We start from the raw sequence: 21342 nt of genomic DNA on the forward strand, positions 1-21342 counted from the left end.
ACACGATCCGATGTGGACTCCTGTTGACGTGTCGTCGCAGACGACGGTGTCGTGCGCGACGATCGGAGGAGCCCTTACCTCCAGGGAAAGAGGTTCGAGGCCGCTCTACCCGGACCTTCCTGTCACTGGCCGCCCGAAAGGCATGTGCGGGATACCGGGGGTGCTTGTGTGGGCCGAGCGAATCCCGTAGGTGACGCTCGGCCCGCACATCACCGTGAGGGCAGCAGCTTTCCTTCGCGCAGGCGGTGCCGCGGTTAGCGGGACAGTCGGAGCAGCCACTCGTCGAGCAGCCCGGCCTCGGCGACACTCAGGGCATCGACGCTCGGCAGAGCGGTGCGCAGGGCGACCGCGTGAGCGACGACGGCGCGGGCTTCGGGATCGGCGGGACCCGCCTCCGCAGTGGTGATCGCGGCGAGCACCGACTCGCGCGAGCGCGGCGAGAGCTCGTCGTCGGGCTCGGCCAGCGCTGTCAGCGTGAGGGTGCAGCCGAGGGCGGCCGACTGGATCAGGCGGGTGGCCCGCTCGACGTCGACGGTGAGGCGACCGGCCTCGGCCACGGCGCGGACCGCGGCGAGGAGGATGTCGCGGGCCAGCCGCGCCGCCTCCGACTCCTCGCCCGGCCGCGCCGTGAACATGAGCGCATAGAGGTGCGGCTCGGCGAGGCCGAAGGCGACGTGCTGGTCCCAGCTCGCGCGAAGGGCGTCGACGGGATCGGCGGGCGCCTCGCTCCGCTCGAAATCGGCGAGCGCGGAGGCGAAGCCTGCTGCGGCGGCGGAGTCGAGCAGTCCGCGCAGATCGCCGAAGGTCCGGTAGATCGTCGGTGCCTGCACACCGGCGGCGGCGCTGATCGCGCGGGTCGACACGGCGTCCCTGCCGCCCTCGGCGAGCAGCTCGATGGTCGCCCGGAGGATGCGGTCCCTGGTCGTCACGCTCTCGGTCACAGGTACCGACGCTAACACGTCGGCGTTAGCGGCCGTGTCCTCTGCGAGATCGAGCCGTCAACGGCGACGGGGGCGACCCCACGCAGCCCACGCCGACAGGTACGGCGAGCACCCGGAGGATCGGTCTCTCGGCGACGCCGCTCAGCCTTCGCGGACGTGCCAGGGCTGTCCGTAACCGCCTTCGGCGACCGGGCGCGCCATCAGCTCGAGGTACGGCTCGGCGTCCAACGCCTCCGGGCCGAGCACGCCGACCCCCGACCACGCGCCGGTCGCGAGCAACTCGAGCGCGATCACCGGGTTGAGTGCGGTCTGCCACACCACGCATTGCGCGCCGTACTCGGCCATCGTCCACTCGTTGTCGCTCACGTGGTAGAGGTACACCTCGCGGCGCTCGCCTCCCTTGACGCCCGTGACCCACAGACCCGCACAGGTCTTGCCCGTCATCCGCGGACCGATACCGGCCGGATCCGGCAGAGCGGCGGCGACGACGTCCCGCGGAGCGACGAGCACCGGACCGTCCGCCGAGCGGACCCGGAGCGGCTCGGTGCGGTCGAGACCGAGCAGGTTGAGGGTGCGCAAGACCCCGATGAACTGCTCGCCCAAGCCGTACTTGAAGGTGACCCGCCGCGCGTCGAGCCAGCGCGGCATGAGCAGCACCTCCTCGTGCTCGACGTTCACGCACTCGACGGGCCCGATGCCCTCGGGGAACTCGAACACCTCGGGCTCCGAGAAGGGCGGCGTGGTGTACCAACCGCGGTCCCTCTCGAACACCACTGGAGGATTCAGACACTCCTCGATGGTCGTCCAGATCGAGAACGACGGCGCGAAGATCTCCTCGCCGTTCTCGTCGCGGACGACGAGGTTCGCTCCGTCACGGACCCCGAGCTCGTCGATCTCGTCGAAGAGGTGATCGCTCGCGTAGCGCGCGAAGACGTCCGAGAGGCCCGGCTCGACGCCCATGCCGACAAGGGCGAGGCGGCCGCGCGACTCCCACTCGGCGGCGGCGGCGAACTGCTCGGCGCCCAGGACGACCCCGGTCTGGCGGTGTGGCTCGTGCGGGTGCGGATGCGAGAGGCTCATCGCCATGTCGAGGTAGTCCGCCTCTGCGGCGAGCGCACCGGCGAAGACCGTGGGCACGAACTTCGGCTCGACCGCATTCATGACGTGGGTGGCCCGGTGTGCGCGCGCGACCGTCTCGACGTTCTCGGCGTCGGAGGCGTCGATCCGAGCAGCGACGAAACGGTCGTCGACCCCGTGGTGCTCTCCGATCCACGCGACCGTGCGCTCCGCGCGGTCGAGGTCGTAGTCGCAGACGATGATCTGCTCGAAGAAGGAGCGACGGGCCGTGATCTTCGCGAAGGCGTCGCCGACGCCGCCGGCGCCGACCAGGAGGATTCTCATGCGCCTACCGTAGCGACGGATTCACGTGCAGAACAAGGCTGGAACAGTCGAGATGGAGAAGTGGGGTGGGCCACGGCGACTGATTCCGTCATGTCTCCTCATGATGCGCCCGCTCGAGGAGTCGGATGAAGCGCGAGAGGCGCTCGAGTGACACGAGCGACGTGGGCGCGGAGGTGGGCAGGCTCGGCGCGTGCACGAGATACGCCGCCCACTTGGCCCGGGAGATCGCCACGTTGAGGCGATGGGGCAGGAGGAGGAACTCGAGCCCGCGTGGCACGTCGGCACCCGAGGAGGCGGCGAGCGAGACGATCGCAGCCACCGCCTCCCGCCCTTGGAACAGATCGACGGTGCCGACCGCCGTGTCGCGGAGACCCGCGGCATCGAGGGCCTCGCGCAGCAGGCCGCCCTGGGCGTTGTAGGGGGCGACGACGATGACGTCGGCGGCGGTCAGGAGGCGCTCGCCGTTTTCGTCGCGCCAGCGCCGCCCGACGAGCGAGAGCGCGATCTCGACCACACGCCGCGCCTCCTCGGGCGAGGACGTGGTGTTGCCGTGGTGCGGGACGGGGGCCGAGTGGAGCCCGGGCGCGATCCCCTGAAGGTCGCGTTCCGGCGGGGCGCACGAGGCTAGCGCGCCCTGGTAGGAGAGCTCGGAGACCGCGGCCGCGAGCGCCGGATGCAGCCGGTAGCTCTTGTCGAGGAAGTAGCCGTATTCGGGCGGGAGCACGTCGTGGCCGTCAGCGAGCCAGCCGAGCGCCGAGGCGTCGACCGGCTCGGGATGGGAACCCTGGCTGACCTGCGGCAGCTGCTGCGGGTCGCCGAGCAGGAGGATGCGCTTCGCGGCGACCGCCGAGGCGATCGTGGGTGCGAGCGAGAACTGGCCGGCCTCGTCGATCACGAGGAGGTCGAGGCTCCGCCGCGGCACGCTGGCCTCGTTCGCGAAGGTCCACGCGGTGCCTCCGACGACGCAGCCGCCCTCTGTCTCGAGCACGGAGGCGAGCGCGGCACCGTCCGCGACGGGCGTCCACGCGAGTGCCTCGAGCGCCTCGGCCGCCACGCCCGAGCGCGGCTTCTTCACGACTCGCGTCGGATCGACTCCGCGCTCGACGACCGTGGTGAGCAGGTGCTCGACGACCGAGTGCGACTGCCCCACGACCCCCACCCGCCACCCGTGCTCGGCCACGAGCCGGGCGATCACCTGCGATCCCACGAAGGTCTTGCCGGTGCCCGGCGGACCCTGGACCGCCAGGGCCTGCCGCTCGATCGCGAGCAGGGAGCGGACGACCGCGTCGGCGACATCGCCTCCGCCCACCGGCACCACGGACGACGGCGGCCGGCGGCGCAACACGTCGAGCGCGGGATCCGGCATCAGCTCGGGAAGCGCATCGAGGACCTCGCCGCCCCAGCGCGCGATGGCCTCGGGCTGCGGTGTCGCCCGCGGCGGCGGCGCGGGAGCAAGCGCGAGCGGCACGTCGTCGTGCGGCTCCTCCCCGGCCTTCAGTCCCTCTTTGAGCAGGAGCTCGACCTGTTCGCCGACGTCGTGGATCTCGAGGATCTCGGCACGCTCGCTCGCACCCCGCAGGCCAGGGCCGGGCGCCGGCGCTCCGGGCGGAGGCGATGCCTCGTAGACGAGGAACGGCGTGGCGCCCACCCTGAGTCGGCTGCCCGGTGCGAGCCGCCCGAGGAGGCGCACCTCCCGCGAGAAGAGACGCGCGCGCGGCGGCTTCGACCACTCGCGCACGACCTCCGCGCGCTCGACGACGACCACGTCGCGTGCGTCAGCCCAGTCGTCGAGCGGCTGGCGGAGGCGGTCGAAGTGTTCCTGCCAGAAGGTCTTCGCTTCGCGACGGTGGTAGTCGATCGCTGCTCCGGCAAGCGCGAGCGCCGTCTGATCGGCGGTGCGCTCATGCGGCCGGACTCCCTCGACCCGGGCGAGGAGGGCGACCGCGATCGGATCGGGCTCGCGAGCCACGGGAAGATCGACCTCGACCAGCGGGAGCGGTGCCTCGCGGACGGGGGCGAGCGAGAGCAGCCACTCTCGCAGGCGGAGGGTCGAGCGACAGTCGTACGCGTTGTATTCGGCAATCTCGGCGAGGCGCCGGCGCCCCTCCTCTTCGCGCGGGCCATCGAGCAGGGCGGCCGCCTCGGCGTACGCGGTGATGCTGTCGGTCGCAGTCGTGACTCCGGCCGCGTCTCGCGTCTCGCTCGCCATGTAGAGCGGCTCGAGCTTCTTGAGGGAGTAACTGGGCGAGCCCACGCGCAGGGCCCGCCGCACGACCGGGTACAGGTCGACGAGAACGCCCTCGCGCAGCAGTCCGTCGACCTCCTCCTCGCCCACACCATGCCGCCGGGCGAGCGAGAGCAAGTGCGCCCGCTCGTAGGAGGCGTAGTGATAGACGTGCAACCCCGGATGCAGGGCCCGGCGCTCGCGCACCAGCGCGAGGAAGTCGATCAGCGCACGGCGCTCGCCCGCGAGATCGTGCGCCCAGAGCGCGGTGAACCGCTCGTGCACGTCGACCAGGCCGAAGAGGTAGTCGAGACCCCACTCATGGCCATCCTGAGTGAAGAGAGGATCGCCCTCGAAGTCGAAGAAGACGTCGCCCGGGTCGGGCGCGGGCAGCGCCTCGAGGAGGGAGACGTCGACGACCTCGACCACCGGCACGCCGTCGGGAGCGGCCTCGGTGGCGAGCTGGAGCCGCGCCTGCGCGCGGAGGCTCTCGAGCGCACCGGCGCCCAGACCGGGTACGGGTCCGCGACCGGAGGCGAGCCCGTCGATCGTGGTGACACCCGCCGCGGCGAGCTTCGCCCTCTGGTCGAGACGGAGCCCCGCGACGAGGATCGGGTCGCGGTGAGCGCGCACCTCGGGTGCACACACTCCACATCGACCACAGGACGCATAGCGAGGGTCCCCCCAGCGCAGCGGCTCGACCGCGGCGACGCGCTCCTCGAGCACGGCACGCAGCCGCGCTCGCTGCACCCGCTGCACCGGAGCGATGACAGCCAGCTCGTGACTCGTGATGGAGCCGTCGCCGAGCACCAAGTGCACGTGAGGACCGACGCGGACGCCGCGCGCCTCGATCTGCTCCGCGTAGGCGGCGAGCTGCAGCAGCGCGGGGATCGTGGCGTGACGGGCGAGCTTGGTGTCGTAGACCTCGTACGCGCCATCGGGCGTGCGGAGGAGGAAGTCGGAGAAGCCGAGGAACACGCCGTCGAAGAACGTGGCCTGGTAGAGCACCTCGACCCCCGCCTCCATGGCCGCGACAGCAGCGTCGGCCGCCGCCGCATAGTCGGCGCGCTCGGGCCGCTCGAACTCGACGACCCGATGCGCCTCTTTGAGCTCTGCCAGGAATCGACGCTCGTGCTCGTCGCCCAGGCGCGCGGTGCGGACGAGCATGTCGTCCTCGTCGACGTCGAGCTGCGGCGCGCGACCGAGAGCGGTGTCGAGCCTGCGCAGGACCGCCCACTCGCAGGCGGACCAGAGGGAGAGGTCGGTCGGGCTCGTGACGATCGCCCCGTTCTCGACGTACATGCGACTCCCTCCACGACCGCCGACGGCGATCGCCTCCAGGCTAGGGGGAGCCTCCGACATCGGACCGGGCTCGAGGAGAGCGTCGCCACGGCCGCTCGGAGGCACCGGACGCATGGCAGGCTGGCCGGGTGACCAGGATGCGCTTCGAGATCATCCCGTCGGGCGACATCGCGGCACGGGCGCAGCGGGCGTTCCCCGACCCCTCCGCGACCACACTCACCGTCACGAGCCTCCCGAAGCACGGCACCGAGCGCACGATCGAGAGCGCCGTCGAGCTCGCGGGGCTCGGCTTCCGGGTGGTTCCGCACCTCGCGGCACGCACCGTCGACGGCAGGGAAGCGCTGGAGCGGGCCTTGATGCGACTGCGCGACGCAGGAATCGATGAGGCGTTCGTCGTCTCGGGTGATGCGAAGACGGCGAGAGGGAGCTATTCGACGAGCCTCGAGCTGATCCGCGACGCCGTCGAAATCGCGCCCGGCCTGGCTCTCGATATCGCCGGCTACCCCGAGGGACACCCGCACCAGAGCGACGAGAGCATCGAGCGCCACCTGCGCGAGCGCGCGCCGTTCATCCGCTCGATCGTCACGCAGATGTGCTTCGACGCCGACGCGGTCGCCCACTACGTCGACCGCGTGCGGGCGCAGGGCATCACGGCGGAGGTGTGGGCCGGCGTGCCGGGGCCCGTCGAGCGCGCGCGGCTCCTCGCCCTCGGTGCGCGGATCGGCGTCGGCTCGTCGCTGGGATTCCTGCGGCGCAGCCCCTCCATCGCCGGTGGCCTGCTACGCGGACCCCGCTTCGCGCCCACCGCCTTCGTGGCGCGCCTCGAAGCGGCCGTCGGCGACCGCCTGGCCGGCCTCCACGTCTACACCTTCAACGAGCTGTCCGCCCTGCCCTTCTGACCGCCGCCCTCCCCCGCCTTCGCGAGATGCCACTTATGCGCGCGACACGCCGATGGAGGCGCGCATAAGTGGCATCTCGCGAAGGAGGTGGTCAGCGACGCGCCCAGAGAGGCGGGTGCGGCAGCTCCGCCTCGGTGCGGAGGCGGCCGGCGAGCGGCGCCCAGACGACGAGCGCCACGCCCACCCCGAGCAGCAGGCCGCCGACCGTGTCGCTCAGCCAATGCGCACCCAGGTAGGTGCGGCTCGCCATCATCGCCAGCGTGTACAGGAACCCGGCGATCCACACCCAGAGCAGCGGGAAGACCAACGCGAGCACCATCGCGGTGGTCGCCGCATTGGCGGTGTGACCGGAGGGGAATGAGCCGTAGTCACTGGTGACGAGCATGTCCGCGGGCCGGGCGCGGCCGACGAGCTCCTTGAGGAGCTGCGTGGCACCGACGCTGACGAGCGCGGCGATCGCGTAGTACAGCGCGGCCCACCGCCTCCGGAACAGGAGGAGGACAGCCACGATCGCCAGAGGGATGATCGCCGTGCCGACGATGCCGGCGCCGATCGTGTTCATCACCAGCGCCGGCAGGTCCCACAAGGAGGAACGGTGGGCGACGATCTCGTCCATCCACTCGACGTCGAAGCGGAAGGCACTCGTCGGACGGAACGCGATGAGCACCGCGAGCACCGCGGTGAGCACCAGAGCGACCGACGCGGACACGAGCGGCCACCGCCGAGAGACGCGGTGAGCGGCCTCTGTCGACAGCAGGCGCGCGGCGACGCCGTCGGAGGGGACCTGCTCCGCCATCCGCGTGCGCTGCACGGCGTCGGGGCGCGCCACAGGCCGGTCGGTCAGGGGCTCATCGCGGGACTCCATCCGGACATGATGCCGGGCCCGGCCGCCTCGCGCCGGGGATTGCACCGGGGCGATTCGTCTCGACCGAGCGCGTACGAGGCTCAGAAGCCGATCCGCGGACGCGCTCCGGTGATGGTGTCGCGTACGGAGGCGTCAGGCCGCCGGCACCGCGGAGAGCGGCGTCCCGACCGGATCGCCGAGCAGCTGCTCGAAGACGAGCTCGGCCGCGCCCAGCATCAGCAGATCGGCGCCGAGCTCGGTGCGCACGATGCGCACGGAGTCGAGGGCCACGCGGAAGGGGCCACCGTGCGCGAGACGCTGCTCGAGCACGCCGGGCGCGACTCCGACCAGCTCGCCGAGGAACCCGCCGAGCACGACCAGCTGCGGATTGAAGATGTTGATGACGGTGCGCAGCGCCACGGCGAGGTACCCGAGCTGGCGCTCGACCTCAGCGCGCACGGAGGGGTCGTTGGAGGCGGCGAGCGCCTCCTCCAGCCGCTCGCCCTCCTCGAGCCCGAGCACCGTCAGCAGCTCGGCTCGTCCGACCTCGGTCTCGAGGCAGCCGGTGGCGCCGCAGTGACAGTCGACGCCTGCACTGTTGACGAGAGTGTGACCGATCTCGCCCGCGTACCCGTCGATCCCGTGCAGCGGCGAGCCTCCGACGATGACGCCCGCGCCGATTCCGCTGGCGCCTCCGTTGAGATAGAGGAGGTGCGAGACGTCGCGACCGGCGCCGAGCACGCTCTCGGCGAGCGCGCCGAGGTTGGCGTCGTTGGCCGAGAGCACCGGGAGGCCGGTGGCCTCGGCGAGCATCCGCGAGAACGGCTCGTCGACCCAGCCGAGATGCGGACCGACGCGGACGAGGCCGTCGGTGTCGCGCACCAGTCCAGGTACGGCGACCCCGACGCCGACGATGCGCGAGTCCTCGGGCAACTCGCTGAGCAGCTCGGCGATCGCGTCGGCCGCCAGCAGAGCAGCCTCGGCCGCGCTCGGGACCGAGGCGGTGCGGCGGAGGCGACGACGGACTCCGGCGTCCAGCCCGACTGCGGCGACCGTCACCGCGTCGATCTCGGGATTCACGGCGAGCGCCACCACCCGCGGATCGGCCTCGACGACAGGGCTGGGCCGCCCGACCTGATTGAGGGCGTCCGGTTCGCGTTCGCGCACGAGACCGCGCTCGACGAGCTCGCCGACGAGGGCGGCGATGGTGGAGCGGTTGAGGCCCGTCAACCGGGTCAGCTGCGAGCGGGACCGAGGACCGCCGCGGTGCACGAGGCGCAGGATCGCGGAGAGGTTGTGCCGTCGGACGCGGTCGAGGGTGTTGCCGCGCGTCGCGTGGTCGGGCATTCGGCGGCCTCCTCTGTGTGCCGGGGTCAGCCTATCCGCGCCGCCCCGCCGCGGCAGTCGTGCGCTCGCGGCAGCCGCGCGGACCGCACAACCTCAGCTGAGACGGCCGGTCACGCACCATCGTGCGTCAGGCGCCGTCTCAGCTGAGGTTGTGCTGGAACGGCAGCGCCCTTCTCGAGCCCGTTGCACGCCGCCGAGACGCCCGATATGTTGACTTCAACAACAATTCGGCGACGTCGCCGGAAAGGATCGGATCCATGTCCCTGACCCCCACTCGTGCCGACAAGTTCTCGTTCGGCCTCTGGACCATCGGCTACAGCGGGACGGATCCGTTCGGCGGCCCCACTCGGCCGCCGCTCGACGTCGTGCACGCGGTCGAGAAGCTCGACGAGCTCGGCGCCTACGGACTCACCTTCCACGACGACGATCTCTTCGCCTTCGGCTCGACCAACGCCGAGCGCCAGACCCAGATCGACCGCCTCAAGGGCGCCCTGGAGTCGACCGGCCTCATCGTCCCGATGGTCACCACCAACCTCTTCAGCGCCCCGGTCTTCAAAGACGGAGGATTCACCTCCAACGACCGCGACGTCCGCCGCTTCGCGCTGCGCAAGGTGCTGCGCAATCTCGACCTCGCCGCCGAGCTCGGCGCCAAGACCTTCGTCATGTGGGGCGGCCGCGAGGGCGCCGAATACGACTCGGCAAAGGACATCCGCGCCGCTCTCGAGCGGTACCGCGAGGCCGTCAACCTGCTCGGCGACTACGTCACCGACAGGGGCTACGACATCCGCTTCGCGATCGAGCCCAAGCCGAACGAGCCCCGCGGCGACATTCTCCTGCCGACCCTCGGCCACGCGATCGCGTTCATCGACTCCCTCGAGCGCCCCGAGCTGGTCGGTGTGAACCCCGAGGTGGGCCACGAGCAGATGGCGGGCCTGAACTTCGCCGCCGGCATCGCCCAGGCGCTGTACCACGGCAAGCTCTTCCACATCGACCTCAACGGCCAGCGCGGCATCAAGTACGACCAGGACCTCGTCTTCGGCCACGGCGACCTGCACAACGCGTTCGCACTCGTCGACCTGCTCGAGAACGGCGGCCCCGGCGGCGTGCCCGCCTATGACGGCCCGCGCCACTTCGACTACAAGCCCTCGCGCACCGAAGACGAGACCGGCGTCTGGGACTCCGCCTCGGCCAACATGCGCACCTACCTCCTGCTTAAGGAACGTACCGCGGCCTTCCGCGCCGACCCCGAGGTGCAGGATGCGCTGGCCGCCGCGAAGGTCGACGAGCTCGCCACGCCGACGCTCGGCGAGGGCGAGTCGTATGACGACCTGCTCGCCGACTCCGCGTCGTTCGAGTCGTTCGACACCGATGTCTACTTCGGCGGCAAGGGCTTCGGCTTCGTGCGCCTCCAGCAGCTCGCCACCGAGCACCTGCTCGGCGCCCGCTGATCCGCCTCCCTCCTGGGCGGGCATCTCGTGAGGTGTCCGCCGCGATCCAGAGAACGGACACGCGATGACGCTCGTCGCCGGAGTCGACTCCTCGACCCAGAGCTGCAAGGTGGTCGTACGCGACCTCGAGACGGGGGCTGTGGTGCGCACCGGCCGTGCGAGCCACCCCGACGGCACCGAGGTCGATCCGGCCGCGTGGTGGGAGGCGCTCCAGCTCGCTCTCGCCGATGCCGGCGGCCTCGACGACGTCGCCGCGCTCTCGGTCGGCGGCCAGCAGCACGGCATGGTCGTCCTTGATAGCGAGGGACGCGTCATTCGACCCGCGCTTCTGTGGAACGACACTCGTAGCGCGTCCGCGGCGACCGCGTTGCTCGACGAGCTGGGCGCGGAGGCGTGGGCGGAGCGCACGGGATCGGTCCCCGTCGCCTCCTTCACGGCGACGAAGCTGCGCTGGTTGCGCGACGCCGAGCCCGAGAACGCCGCCCGCGTCGCCGCCGTGGCGCTCCCCCACGACTGGCTGACCTGGCGCCTGCTCGGCTACGGCCCCGGCTCCGCGCGCGGGCCGCGGCTCGACGCGCTCACGACCGATCGCTCCGACGCCTCCGGCACCTCCTACTGGGGCGCCGACGGCTACGACCTCGAGCTGCTCGAGCGCGCGCTCGGCCACCGACCGCTGCTCCCCCGGGTCCTCGGCCCCTCGGAGGCGGCAGGACGGACCGACGCCGGCCTCGTCGTCGGGCCTGGCGCGGGCGACAACGCCGCTGCCGCGCTCGGGCTCGGCGCAGGACCGGGCGACGTGGTCGTCAGTATCGGCACGAGCGGCACGGTGTTCGCTGTGACGGAGGACCCGGTGCGCGACGCCTCCGGGACCGTCGCCGGCTTCGCCGACGCGAGCGGACGGTTCTTGCCGCTCGTCGCCACGCTGAACGCCGCGCGGGTGCTCGGCTCGACCGCTGCGCTGCTCGGGTGTGACGTCGACGAGTTCGCGGCCCTCGCGCTCGAGGCGGAGGCGGGGGCCGGTGGCCTCGTGCTCGTCCCGTATTTCGAGGGCGAGCGCACCCCCAATCTGCCCGAGGCGACGGCGAGCCTGCAGGGGATGACGATCGCGTCCACCACTCGGCCGAACCTCGCCCGGGCTGCCATCGAGGGGATGCTGTGCGGGCTCGCCGACGGGCTCGACGCGGTACGCGGGCAGGGTGTTCAGGCCCGGCGTCTCCTCCTCATCGGCGGTGCGGCCCAGAACAGGGCGGTGCAGCTCGCGGCCTCGCAGGTGTTCGACGTGCCGGTGGTCGTTCCGACGCCGGGCGAGTACGTCGCTGATGGCGCGGCGGTACAGGCGGCGTGGGTCGTGACCGGCTCACGCCCCACCTGGGCCGTCACCGTGGTGGCCGAGCCCGCTCCAGACCACCGCCCGGTCATCCGCGAGCAGTACGCCGCCGCCCGGGCCTGACCGTGCGCCTCCACTCGCGAAGGGCTGTGGGAGGGGCGCCGGCCTCAGCGGGCTGGCACGTCGACCCCGGCGCGGTGCGAGGCGATCCACGAGATGAGCGCGGCGTCACGGGTGCCGGGGCGCGTTCTCGAGGTGCGGAGAGCGTCGTCGAGTCCCTTCGGACGCGTCGCCCCCGGCGCTCCGAGGCCGAGCGGCGCCCTCACGGTGCCGTCTCGCCCGTCGGCCCCGAGACGGAGTCCACCCCGACGCCCCCGACCGGCTCGCCCTGCCACGACGTCAGCGACCATCGCATGCCCGAGCCCTCGAGCACGACGACCCCGGTGTTCTCAAGCAGATGCTCGGAGACGAACCGCGCGTCGAGGTCCGCCGCCCGCATCCCGGCCCAGCAGCGGATGGCGGCACCGTGGCTGATCATCGCGACGCTCCCGTGCCCACTCGACTCCGCCTCCGCGACGACCGCGTCGTAGCGTGCCGCGAATTCGTCGCCGGTCTCGCCACCCGCCAGACGGAGCGAGGTCTCGCCGTTCGCCCAGCGGAACACCGTGCCCATGTACTCGCGGACCGCCTCCTCGTCGCCGCGCATCTCCAGCCCCGCGGCCGCGATCTCGCGGATGCCGGCCCGTTCGATCGGCTCCAGCCCGAGGGCGGAGGCGAGAGGCGCCGCCGTCTCGTGGGTGCGCCTCATCGTCGAGACGAAGAGGGCGCCGATCCGTTCCCCCGCCATGGTCGCGGGCAGGGCCTCGGCCTGTTCGTTCCCGAGCGGGGTCAGACCCGGACCGGGAAGACGGGTGTCGAGCAAGCCCGCGACGTTCGAGAGGGTCTGGCCGTGCCGGATGAGAAGGAGGCGCATCCGCCCACGGTACCCGCGAAGACACGGCGGGCCGCCCCGAAAGTGACGTTCCGCGAGGGCGGCCATTGCAGCCGCTCCTCGGCGCTGGCACGATGGGGCGTCCGCCCTCTCGATCCTGCGCGGACCCGACAGGAAGAGCACCGACATGGTCAGCGACACCGGCTTCACCAAGGACGAGCGCGCGGCGATGAAGCAGCGTGCCGCCGAGCTGCGGATCGAGGCGAGACGCCAGAAGCTCGCCGACAAGGCGACCGCAGAGCGCGAGGATGCGCTGGCCGCGATCGCCGCGATGCGCGACGACGAACGGCCCCTCGCCCAGCTGCTGCACGACGTGGTCGGCGAGGAGGCGCCCGAGCTGCTCCCGAAGACCTGGTACGGCTTTCCCGCCTATGCCCGCGAGGACGGCAAGGCCGTGATCTTCTTCCAGCCGGGCGCGAAGTTCGGCACGCGCTACTCGACGATCGGCTTCCAGGACGGGGCACAACTCGACGACGGGACCCTCTGGCCCACCGCCTACGCGATCACGGCCGCCGACGATGCGACGCGCGCCTCCGTCATCGCCCTCGTGCGCCGAGCGGCGGGCATCGCCTAGCACCATCGAGGGGGTCTGCGCCTCGCGGCAGACCCTCAGCCCGAGGACTCGCGCGGAACCAGTCGCACCGGCATGAGCCGCACGCCGGGGGTCGAGCGCCCGTGGATGGCCGCGGAAAGCTCCTCCGCTGCGGCGCGTCCGAGCGTCTCGAGCATCATGTCGACGCTCGAGAGGGGCGGACGTGCGGCCTCGACGAGCATCTCCCAGTTGTCGAAGCCGATGACGGCGATGTCTTGCGGCACGCGACGCCCGCGCTCGCGGAGGTGGTCGAGTGCGCCGCGCGCGATCTGATCGCTCGCGCAGATCACGGCGTCGAGGTCGGGATGCGCCGTCAGGAGCGTCTCGGCGCACTGCCGACCCCAGCTCTCTGACCACTGCCCGTAGAGGACGTCGCCGCCGGCGAGCGGAAGGCCGGCCTCGGCGAGGGCCGACTCCACGCCGCGGGCTCGATCGCTGGCGGCCGTGTAGCTCGGCTCGCCGTTGATGAGGGCGATCCTGCGGCGTCCGCGTTCGATCAGGTGCCGAGCGGCGAGCACGCCCGCCTGTGCGTTGTCCGGGGTGAATGACGAGTCACGAGGATCCTCCGAGGGCGCGTAGGCGTAGACCACCGGCACCGGGATCGTGCGGGTGATCGAGGGGCGCGGGTTCGTGGTGCGCCCGAGCACGACGATGCCGTCGACGCGTTTGGCGAGCAGGTTCTTGATGTGGTGCTGCTCGCGGATGGAGTCGCCGCGCGCGTCGCACAGGAACACCGAGGTCGAGCCGGCGCCGAACGCGTCCTCGGCCCCCAGCAGCACGGGCAGGACGAAACGATTGTCGAGATCGTTGGTCAGCATCCCGATCGTGCCGGTGCGGCGTGAGTTGAGCGCCTGAGCGAACGGATTCGGGGTGAACGACAGCGCTTCCGCGGCGTCGAGAACCCTCTGACGCGTTTCGGCCCTCACCTGGTCGCGCCCGTTGAGGGCCTTGGAGGCGGTGGCGATGGAGACGCCAGCGGCGGCGGCGACATCGCTGAGGGTGACCGCCCCCGTGGTTTTGCGTGGCGCCATGTGCCGTCCCTTCCGGGCACGCTCGGCGCCTCCCGCCGATCTTCCCATGTGCGACCGAAAAAAAGAAAAGACCGAAAACCTGATTCTCCTTGACGCCACAGCCTGACGTGCCTAGGTTGAACCCGCAGAAAGTGGTTTCGGTTCTCGATCGTTCGAGACCGACTTTCTGAGGAATCCATCAACGACGAAGGGATCATCCGTGATGACGAGGAAGTACGCGCGGGGCCTCGCCGCCGCCGTCATTCTGGGGACGGCCGCTGCCGCCCTGACCGGCTGCGCAGCAGGCTCAGGAGGCGACTCGACCTCCGCCGCGGGCGGCACCTACACGTTCTGGGATCCGTATCCCCAGTTCGACTCCTCCTCCGCCTGGTCGAAGCTCATCGACAGCTGCGGGACCCAGGCCGGGGTCACCATCGAGCGCACCGGCTACGACACGACCGACTTGACCAACAAGGCGCTCCTTGCCGGCCAGCAGGGCAACTCGCCCGACATGCTGCTCGTCGACAACCCTGTCGTGTCGACGCTCGCCGACGCGGGCATCCTCACGACGACCGCCGAGAGCGGCCTCTCGACGACCGGCATCGACGCGAACATCCTCGCGGCCGGCCAGAGCGGAAGCGACACGTTCGGCGTGCCGATCGGCGCCAACACGCTGGCCCTGTACTACAACAAGGCCGTCCTGCAGAAGGCAGGCGTGGACGCCTCGTCGATCAAGGACTGGGCCAGCCTCACCGACGCGCTCGGAAAGGTCACCGCCTCCGGAGGCAAGGGCATCACGTTCTCCGCCATCGGCACCGAAGAGGGCAGCTTCCAGTTCCTCCCCTGGTTCTGGGGCTCCGGTGCCGACCTGACCACGCTCGACTCTCCGCAGGCCGTCGACGCCCTGTCGCTCTGGACCGACTGGGTGAAGAAGGGCTACGCACCCAACTCCGTCATCGGCAACACGCAGACCACCAGTTGGCAGGAGTTCGCGACCGGCGAGTACGCGTTCGGCGAGAACGGCACCTGGCAGCTGGCCAACGCGAAGTCCTCGGGCATCGACTACGGCATCCTCAACATCCCGGCCATGTCCGGCGGTTCCGCGCCCGCACCGACCGGAGGCGAGTTCCTCACCATCCCCGTGCAGAAGGACACGGCCCGCTACGCCACATCCAAGGCGATCTCCGAGTGCCTGACCTCAACCGCCAACCTGGTCACGACCGACAACACCCTCTCGTACATCGCCCCGACGGCCGATGCGCAGAAGGCGCAGGTCGCCAGCAACCCCGACCTCGAGCCGTGGGTCTCGGCCGTGCAGGCCGCCAAGGGCCGCACCTCGGACGACCTGGGCACCAAGTACCCGAAGATCTCGGAGCAGCTGTGGGGCGCGGTGCAGAACGCGCTGAGCGGCTCGAAGTCGCCCCAAGACGCCCTGACGGCCGCGCAGTCGGCTGCCGCCGCCGCCACGAAGTGACCGACCGCCGGGCCGGTGCCTCACGCACCGGCCCGGCACTCAGGAGAGACAGATGACCACCGCCACCGAGACCGTCGGCCTTTCGCGCCGCGGTCGCAGCTCCACCGACGACCCTCTCGCAGCCAAGGCCTCGACCAGGCGCTCGCATCGCCCCGACCGTAGTCGGCTCGCGGCGGCAGCGTTCCTCCTCCCGCTGGTCGTCTACCTGCTCGTCTTCTACGCCTTCCCCCTCTATCGCAACGTCGAGCTGAGCCTGAAGAACTACACGGTCCGCTCGTTCGTGCAGGGCAACGCCCCCTTCGTCGGGCTCGACAACTACATCAAGGTCTTCCAGGACTCGACCTTCGGGCCGGCCCTGCTGCACACGGCGATCTTCACCGTCGTGTCGATCGTGTTCCAGTTCGGCCTCGGGCTCGCGCTGGCCGTGTTCTTCTACCGAGTGTTCCCGCTGTCCTCCACTCTGCGGGCACTGTTCCTCGTGCCGTGGCTGCTTCCCCTGATCGTGTCGGCGTCGACCTGGTCATGGATGCTGAACAGCGACTCCGGCATCGTCAACTCGTTCCTGGAGTCGTTCGGCATCGGCCAGATCAACTGGCTCACCTCGCCGAGCACCTCGCTGCTCGCGGTCCTCATCGCGAACATCTGGATCGGCATCCCGTTCAATCTGGTGATCCTCTATTCCGGCCTGCAGAACATCTCGCAGGACCTCTACGAGGCCGCCTCCCTCGACGGGGCGAACGGACTGCAGAAGTTCTGGCGTATCACCCTCCCCCTGCTGCGCCCCGTCTCGGCGATCACGATCCTCCTCGGTCTCGTCTACACCCTGAAGGTGTTCGACATCATCTGGATCATGACCAAGGGCGGTCCGGCCGACTCCTCGACCACCCTCGCCACCTGGACCTATCAGCTCGGATTCGGCTCGATGCTCCCCGATTTCGGGCCTGCAGCGGCGGTCGGCAACCTGCTGATCGTGCTCGCGCTCTTCTTCGGCCTCGTGTACATCCGCGTCCAGCGCAAGCAGGCCGACGCATGACCGCCCGTCGCCCGTGGTTCCTCACGGCCCTCGGGATCGTCCTCACGGCGATCATGCTGTTCCCGATCTACTGGATGATCAACGTCTCACTCACGCCCACCGGCCTGATGCGCAAGGATCCGCCGGACTGGTTCCCCTTCACGCCCACCTTCTCGGGCTACCAGGCGGTGCTCAGCGAGCAGCTGCCCTACCTGGGCACGAGCCTCATCATCGGTCTCGGCACGGTCGTCCTCACGGTCGTGATCGCCGCTCCCGCCGCCTACTCGCTCGCCAAGCTGAGGCCGCGGGGAGGAAGCGCCCTGTCGTTCATCCTGCTGATCGCGCAGATGGTCCCGGCGATCATCATGGCGATGGGCTTCTACGCCATCTATCTCAACCTCGGGCTGCTCAACTCGATCCCCGGTCTGATCGTGGCCGACTCCACCATCGCGGTGCCCTTCGGCGTACTGATCTTCACCGCGTTCATGTCGGGCATCCCGGACGAGCTGACCCAGGCGGCGCGCATGGACGGCGCGGGATCGTGGCGCACCTTCATCTCGGTGATCATGCCGATCAGCCGGAACTCGGTCGTGACCGTCTCGCTCTTCTCGTTCCTCTGGGCGTGGTCGGACTTCATCTTCGCCTCGACGCTAGACAGCGGCGGGAAGCTCCAGCCGATCACCCTCGGCATCTACAAGTACATCGGCAACAACAACCAGGAGTGGAACTCGATCATGGCCACCGCCGTCGTCGCCTCGCTCCCGGCGGCCGTGCTCCTCGTCGTCGCTCAGCGGTACGTCTCGGCGGGTGTCACCGCCGGCGCCGTCAAGGACTGACCCCTTCCAGCCCCTAGGAGAGTTCTCGTGACCATCACCGCTCCCACGTCCCCCGTCGGCACGGCCGTAGGAGGGCCCGTCGCCCCCTCGACGAGCATCCTCCGACCGCTGCGGCAGGACGAGATCCACCTCACCGGAGGCTTCTGGAAGCACTACCAGGACCTCGGAGCGGAGGCGGTCATCGGACACTGCCTCGCGTGGATCGAGCGAGTCGGCTGGGCCGGCAACTTCGATCGCGCGGCCGACGGCTCACTCTCCTCCATCGAGGGGGGCGACCACCACGCGGGCATCGAGTTCGTCGACTCGGAGGTCTACAAGCTCCTCGAGGGGATGGCCTGGGAGCTGGGCCGCTCGGGCGACGCGGCACTCGCCTCCCAGTACGAGGCGCTCGTGCAGCGCGTGGCGGCCGCCCAGGAGCCGGACGGCTACCTGCACACGAGCTTCGGCCGGCCGGGCCAGCGCGCGCGGTACTCGGACCTCGAGTGGGGCCACGAGCTGTACTCGTTCGGGCACCTGATCCAGGCGGCCGTCGCGCGCTTGCGAACGGGCCACGACGACCTCCTGCCCGCTGTGGCCCGCCGTCTCGCCGACCACCTCGTGCGCGAGTTCGGGCCAGAGGGACGTGTCGCGGTCTGCGGACACCCCGAGATCGAGCCCGCGCTGGCCGAGTTCTCGAGAGCCACCGGTGACGCGCGCTACCTCGAGCTCGCGCGATTGTTCGTCGAGCGCCGCGGCACCGGCACCCTCGGCCCGATCCCCTTCGGCCCCGAGTACTTCCAGGACGACGTGCCCGTGCGGGAGGCGGACGTGCTGCGCGGCCACGCCGTGCGCGCGCTCTACCTCGCCGCCGGTGCGGTCGACGTGGCCGTCGAGACCGGCGACACCGAGCTCGAGGCCGCGGTCATCCGCCAGTGGGAGGCGACGGTCGCGCGCCGCACCTACCTCACCGGAGGCATGGGCTCGCACCACCAGGACGAGGCGTTCGGCGCCGACTACGAGCTGCCCCCGGACCGCGCCTACGCGGAGACCTGCGCGGCGATCGCCTCGAACATGCTCAGCTGGCGCCTCCTGCTCGGCTCGAACGACACACGCTACGCCGACCTGATGGAGCGGACGCTGCTGAACGCCGTGCTGCCCTCGATCCGCCAGGACGGCCGCGCCTTCTTCTACACCAACACCCTCCAGCAGCGGGTCGACGGAGTCGCGCCCGACGAGTCGGTCGAGACCGACCGCGCGCAGTCGAGCCTGCGGGCTCCGTGGTTCTGGGTGTCGTGCTGCCCCACCAACGTCGCGAGGACCCTCGCGAGCGTCGAGCTGGGCTTCGCGACGGCCACCGACGAGGGCGTGCAGCTGCACCAGTACGGCTCCTACGAGGTCCGCACAGGAGGGGTCGCGCTGCGTGTCGAGACCGAGTATCCGGCCGACGGCGAGATCAGCGTCGAGATTCTCGAGGACGCGGAGTTCGCGCTCAGCCTGCGGATCCCGCCGTGGGCCCGTGGTGCCGCGGTGCTCGACGGGGAGACCATCGATGCCCAGCTGACGACGGTGACGGTGCGGCGCGCATTCCGCGCGGGCGAGCGCCTTCGCCTCTCACTGCCGATGCATGCGCGCTTCGTGACGCCGCACCCGCGGATCGACGCCGTGCGCGGCCAGGTGGCGATCGAGCGCGGGCCCTTCGTCCTCGCGATCGAGTCGACCGACCTGCCGGAGGGGATGGACACCGAGCACATCGCCGTCGACGTCGACGAGGAGCCGACCGTGAACGAGAACGGCGCTCGCGTCGGCCTGGTCGCACGCAGCACCGACGAGCAGCTGTGGCCCTACGACGTGGAGGCGCACACCGCATCGCGGTTCACGGCGGAGTTCCGCCCGTACCACACGTGGGCGAACCGCGGCCCGTCGACGATGCGGATCTGGGTGCCGACCTCGTAAGGCGGCGCCTTCCCTCGTGCAGAACGGAGGCTGGAGCGTCCCCTGTCGAGAACACCGTGGCGACCACGCACGAGGCGATCGGCACCCCTCCTCCGGGCGGCCGTTTCGCGGCGGAAACGCACATCGCGCGAGCGGTCACGACCCGTCTGAAGCGGCGCCGTCAAGCCCGAAAACGTCTCCATGCGCCACAGTAAGGTGAGCCAGCGCTGCCGCCATCGGAGCGGGCGCCAGCTCCATGAGGAACGGACCCGTCATCGACGACCATGCGCGCCCGCTCTCGGCCTCCGACGCCGTCGCCCTGACAGCGGTGCTGGCCGTCGTCGAAGGCAGCTTGGCGGCGGGCGCGCTCCCGTCGGCTCTCGCGGACATCTTGACGCACCATTTCGAACGCGCCGAGCTGCTCGACGTGGGAGCCGATCGGGTGGCGCTCGCCCAGGCTCTCGCAGGCGTCGGCGAACGCGTCCGCGCCTCCCTCCTGTGAGGGTCGGCCACCCCGGCCGCCCGGAGGCAACCCGGAACCTGGGGCGAGTCCCGGACCGGGCGAGGCCACCAAGACACTCGCGCGGGCCCGCCCCTCCCGCCCGGAGACCCGCACGTCGACCGCCGTCGGGAGACGTAAAGTGTGCTCACACGCGCCCGCGGATGGGCGGGCCCGAGCCGCACGGTCCCCGCGACGAAGCGCCGCCCGATCACAGGAAGCCACGGTGTCCGATGCCGGAAGACAAACCCGCGGCCCGGGCGCCGAGCATCTATGACGTCGCTCGCGCGGCCGGTGTCTCGCACCAGACCGTCTCGCGCGTGCTCAACGACCACCCGAGCCTGCGCGCGGAGACCAAGAGGCGTGTGCTCGACGTCATGGCCGAGCTCGACTACCGCCCGAACCTCGCCGCACGTGCTCTCGTCACCAGCCGCACCCGGACGATCGGGGTGCTCTCGTCACAGAGCCTCCAGTACGGGCCCGCCTCCAGCATCCAGGCGATCGAGGTGGCCTCCCGCGACGCGGGCTACCTCGTCGTCACGGCGAACGTCGACGGGACCGACGGCGCCTCCATCCAGGCCGGGATCCGGCACCTGCTCAACCAGGCGGTCGAGGGTCTCGTCGTGGTCGCGCCGCAGATCCGCGTCTTCGACATCCTCTCGGGTGCCGGCCTGCGCATCCCCCACGTGACACTGCAGACCTCGGAAGACGAGCGTGACGACGCGCTCTACGTCGACCAGATGGCCGGCGCGAGGATGGCGACGGCCCACCTGATCGAGCTCGGGCACACCGAGATCGTGCACCTCGCCGGCCCGCAGGACTGGATCGAGGCGGAGGCGCGCATGCGCGGCTACCTCAGCGAGCTCGACCACCAGAATCTGCCGTCGCGGCCTCCGCTGCTGGGCGACTGGAGCGCCGTGCGCGGCCACCGCATCGGCCTCGAGCTCTCGCGCTTCGTCGACTTCACCGCGGTGTTCTCGGCCAACGACCAGATGGCGCTCGGACTCATGAGCGCGTTCCACGAGCGGGGAGTGCGCGTTCCCGAGGATGTCAGCGTCATCGGCTTCGACGACATCCCCGAGGCGGCGTTCTACTGGCCGCCCCTGACCAGCGTGCGCCAGGACTTCGCCGAGCTCGGTCGCCGCTGCGTGGCGGCACTGCTCAACCTCATCGAGGGCGAGCGTCCGGAGGTGTCGGCGCCGATCGCGCCGCAGCTGGTCGTCCGCGGCTCCACGGGCGTTCCGCGCACCGCCGCCGCTCGTCGATGAGCCGGGGACGTTACCG

General features: G+C 70.8%; 17 protein-coding genes. 10 read left to right on the forward strand and 7 right to left on the reverse strand.

Translation table 11 applies throughout. From position 1 onward, the window contains the following. Nucleotides 1-254 precede the first annotated feature (254 nt). From ITJ45_RS10210 to ITJ45_RS10220, 3 genes are all read right to left on the reverse strand, one after another. Nucleotides 255-941, reverse strand: coding sequence for a TetR/AcrR family transcriptional regulator (locus ITJ45_RS10210; protein WP_194609571.1), 687 nt, complete (start codon nt 939-941; stop codon nt 255-257). A 141-nt stretch (nt 942-1082) separates the two neighbouring features. Beyond that, on the reverse strand, nt 1083-2342 hold the full coding sequence (locus ITJ45_RS10215) for a saccharopine dehydrogenase family protein (RefSeq protein ID WP_194609573.1): 1260 nt from the start codon (nt 2340-2342) through the stop codon (nt 1083-1085). Nucleotides 2343-2430: 88 nt separating this feature from the next. Beyond that, on the reverse strand, nt 2431-5868 hold the full coding sequence (locus ITJ45_RS10220) for a TM0106 family RecB-like putative nuclease (protein ID WP_194609576.1): 3438 nt from the start codon (nt 5866-5868) through the stop codon (nt 2431-2433). A 137-nt stretch (nt 5869-6005) separates the two neighbouring features. On the opposite strand from ITJ45_RS10220, the gene ITJ45_RS10225 reads away from it, so the two are divergent. Beyond that, nucleotides 6006-6767, forward strand: a complete 762-nt coding sequence (locus ITJ45_RS10225) for a methylenetetrahydrofolate reductase (protein WP_228493854.1) — start codon at nt 6006-6008, stop codon at nt 6765-6767. A gap of 91 nt (nt 6768-6858) precedes the next feature. Here the strand turns inward: ITJ45_RS10225 and ITJ45_RS10230 are convergent, their stop codons facing one another. Together ITJ45_RS10230 and ITJ45_RS10235 are read right to left on the reverse strand one after the other, a co-directional pair. Then, complete coding sequence (locus ITJ45_RS10230; RefSeq protein WP_228493808.1) at nt 6859-7632, reverse strand: phosphatase PAP2 family protein; 774 nt, start codon at nt 7630-7632, stop codon at nt 6859-6861. A gap of 132 nt (nt 7633-7764) precedes the next feature. Next, nucleotides 7765-8958, reverse strand: a complete 1194-nt coding sequence (locus ITJ45_RS10235) for an ROK family transcriptional regulator (protein WP_194609580.1) — start codon at nt 8956-8958, stop codon at nt 7765-7767. A 257-nt stretch (nt 8959-9215) separates the two neighbouring features. Between ITJ45_RS10235 and xylA the strand changes: the two genes are divergently transcribed. Both xylA and xylB read left to right on the forward strand, forming a co-directional pair. Continuing rightward, on the forward strand, nt 9216-10406 hold the full coding sequence (xylA, locus tag ITJ45_RS10240) for a xylose isomerase (RefSeq protein ID WP_194609582.1): 1191 nt from the start codon (nt 9216-9218) through the stop codon (nt 10404-10406). A 64-nt stretch (nt 10407-10470) separates the two neighbouring features. Then, nucleotides 10471-11856, forward strand: a complete 1386-nt coding sequence (xylB, locus tag ITJ45_RS10245) for a xylulokinase (RefSeq protein WP_194609584.1) — start codon at nt 10471-10473, stop codon at nt 11854-11856. Nucleotides 11857-12055: 199 nt separating this feature from the next. On the opposite strand, the gene ITJ45_RS10250 is transcribed toward xylB, so the two are convergent. Then, a complete protein-coding gene (locus ITJ45_RS10250; protein ID WP_194609586.1) occupies nt 12056-12706 on the reverse strand; it encodes a histidine phosphatase family protein in 651 nt (216 codons plus the stop codon). Nucleotides 12707-12851: 145 nt separating this feature from the next. Here ITJ45_RS10250 and ITJ45_RS10255 point away from each other — a divergent pair, with 145 nt between their 5' ends. Continuing rightward, a complete protein-coding gene (locus ITJ45_RS10255) occupies nt 12852-13298 on the forward strand; it encodes a hypothetical protein (protein WP_194609588.1) in 447 nt (148 codons plus the stop codon). A gap of 35 nt (nt 13299-13333) precedes the next feature. On the opposite strand, the gene ITJ45_RS10260 is transcribed toward ITJ45_RS10255, so the two are convergent. Then, entirely contained in the window at nt 13334-14347 is a 1014-nt protein-coding gene (locus tag ITJ45_RS10260; RefSeq protein WP_194609590.1) for a LacI family DNA-binding transcriptional regulator, read from the reverse strand. A gap of 202 nt (nt 14348-14549) precedes the next feature. Here ITJ45_RS10260 and ITJ45_RS10265 point away from each other — a divergent pair, with 202 nt between their 5' ends. The 6 genes from ITJ45_RS10265 (at nt 14550) to ITJ45_RS10290 (ending at nt 21326) form a co-directional block, all read left to right on the forward strand. Then, the gene (locus ITJ45_RS10265) at nt 14550-15800 is read left to right on the forward strand and encodes a sugar ABC transporter substrate-binding protein (protein WP_194609818.1); all 1251 of its coding nucleotides are present in this window, start codon (nt 14550-14552) and stop codon (nt 15798-15800) included. Between the two features lie 52 nt (nt 15801-15852). After that, nucleotides 15853-16833, forward strand: a complete 981-nt coding sequence (locus ITJ45_RS10270; RefSeq protein WP_194609592.1) for a carbohydrate ABC transporter permease — start codon at nt 15853-15855, stop codon at nt 16831-16833. Next, complete coding sequence (locus ITJ45_RS10275; RefSeq protein WP_194609593.1) at nt 16830-17648, forward strand: carbohydrate ABC transporter permease; 819 nt, start codon at nt 16830-16832, stop codon at nt 17646-17648. The genes ITJ45_RS10270 and ITJ45_RS10275 overlap by 4 nt, the downstream gene beginning before the upstream one ends. Nucleotides 17649-17675: 27 nt before the next feature. After that, entirely contained in the window at nt 17676-19580 is a 1905-nt protein-coding gene (locus tag ITJ45_RS10280) for a glycoside hydrolase family 127 protein (protein ID WP_323742982.1), read from the forward strand. A 235-nt stretch (nt 19581-19815) separates the two neighbouring features. Then, entirely contained in the window at nt 19816-20061 is a 246-nt protein-coding gene (locus ITJ45_RS10285) for a hypothetical protein (protein ID WP_194609595.1), read from the forward strand. 230 nt (nt 20062-20291) lie between these two features. Then, nucleotides 20292-21326 carry a LacI family DNA-binding transcriptional regulator gene (locus ITJ45_RS10290; RefSeq protein WP_194609597.1) on the forward strand — a complete coding sequence of 345 codons (1035 nt, stop codon included), beginning with the start codon at nt 20292-20294 and terminating at the stop codon, nt 21324-21326. Nucleotides 21327-21342 lie beyond the last annotated feature (16 nt).

Origin of the sequence: Rathayibacter sp. VKM Ac-2879, assembly GCF_015351245.1 — a bacterium.
Lineage (GTDB): Bacteria > Actinomycetota > Actinomycetes > Actinomycetales > Microbacteriaceae > Rathayibacter.

Bases quoted from the DNA above. Each gene is read 5' to 3' on its own strand.
- ITJ45_RS10215 (WP_194609573.1), bottom strand. From the start codon at position 2,342: ATGAGAATCCTCCTGGTCGGCGCCGGCGGCGTCGGCGACGCCTTCGCG.
- ITJ45_RS10220 (WP_194609576.1), bottom strand. From the start codon at position 5,868: ATGTACGTCGAGAACGGGGCGATCGTCACGAGCCCGACCGACCTCTCC.
- ITJ45_RS10225 (WP_228493854.1), top strand. From the start codon at position 6,006: ATGCGCTTCGAGATCATCCCGTCGGGCGACATCGCGGCACGGGCGCAG.
- ITJ45_RS10230 (WP_228493808.1), bottom strand. From the start codon at position 7,632: ATGGAGTCCCGCGATGAGCCCCTGACCGACCGGCCTGTGGCGCGCCCC.
- ITJ45_RS10235 (WP_194609580.1), bottom strand. From the start codon at position 8,958: ATGCCCGACCACGCGACGCGCGGCAACACCCTCGACCGCGTCCGACGG.
- xylA (WP_194609582.1), top strand. From the start codon at position 9,216: ATGTCCCTGACCCCCACTCGTGCCGACAAGTTCTCGTTCGGCCTCTGG.
- xylB (WP_194609584.1), top strand. From the start codon at position 10,471: ATGACGCTCGTCGCCGGAGTCGACTCCTCGACCCAGAGCTGCAAGGTG.
- ITJ45_RS10250 (WP_194609586.1), bottom strand. From the start codon at position 12,706: ATGCGCCTCCTTCTCATCCGGCACGGCCAGACCCTCTCGAACGTCGCG.
- ITJ45_RS10255 (WP_194609588.1), top strand. From the start codon at position 12,852: ATGGTCAGCGACACCGGCTTCACCAAGGACGAGCGCGCGGCGATGAAG.
- ITJ45_RS10260 (WP_194609590.1), bottom strand. From the start codon at position 14,347: ATGGCGCCACGCAAAACCACGGGGGCGGTCACCCTCAGCGATGTCGCC.
- ITJ45_RS10265 (WP_194609818.1), top strand. From the start codon at position 14,550: ATGACGAGGAAGTACGCGCGGGGCCTCGCCGCCGCCGTCATTCTGGGG.
- ITJ45_RS10270 (WP_194609592.1), top strand. From the start codon at position 15,853: ATGACCACCGCCACCGAGACCGTCGGCCTTTCGCGCCGCGGTCGCAGC.
- ITJ45_RS10275 (WP_194609593.1), top strand. From the start codon at position 16,830: ATGACCGCCCGTCGCCCGTGGTTCCTCACGGCCCTCGGGATCGTCCTC.
- ITJ45_RS10285 (WP_194609595.1), top strand. From the start codon at position 19,816: ATGAGGAACGGACCCGTCATCGACGACCATGCGCGCCCGCTCTCGGCC.
- ITJ45_RS10290 (WP_194609597.1), top strand. From the start codon at position 20,292: ATGCCGGAAGACAAACCCGCGGCCCGGGCGCCGAGCATCTATGACGTC.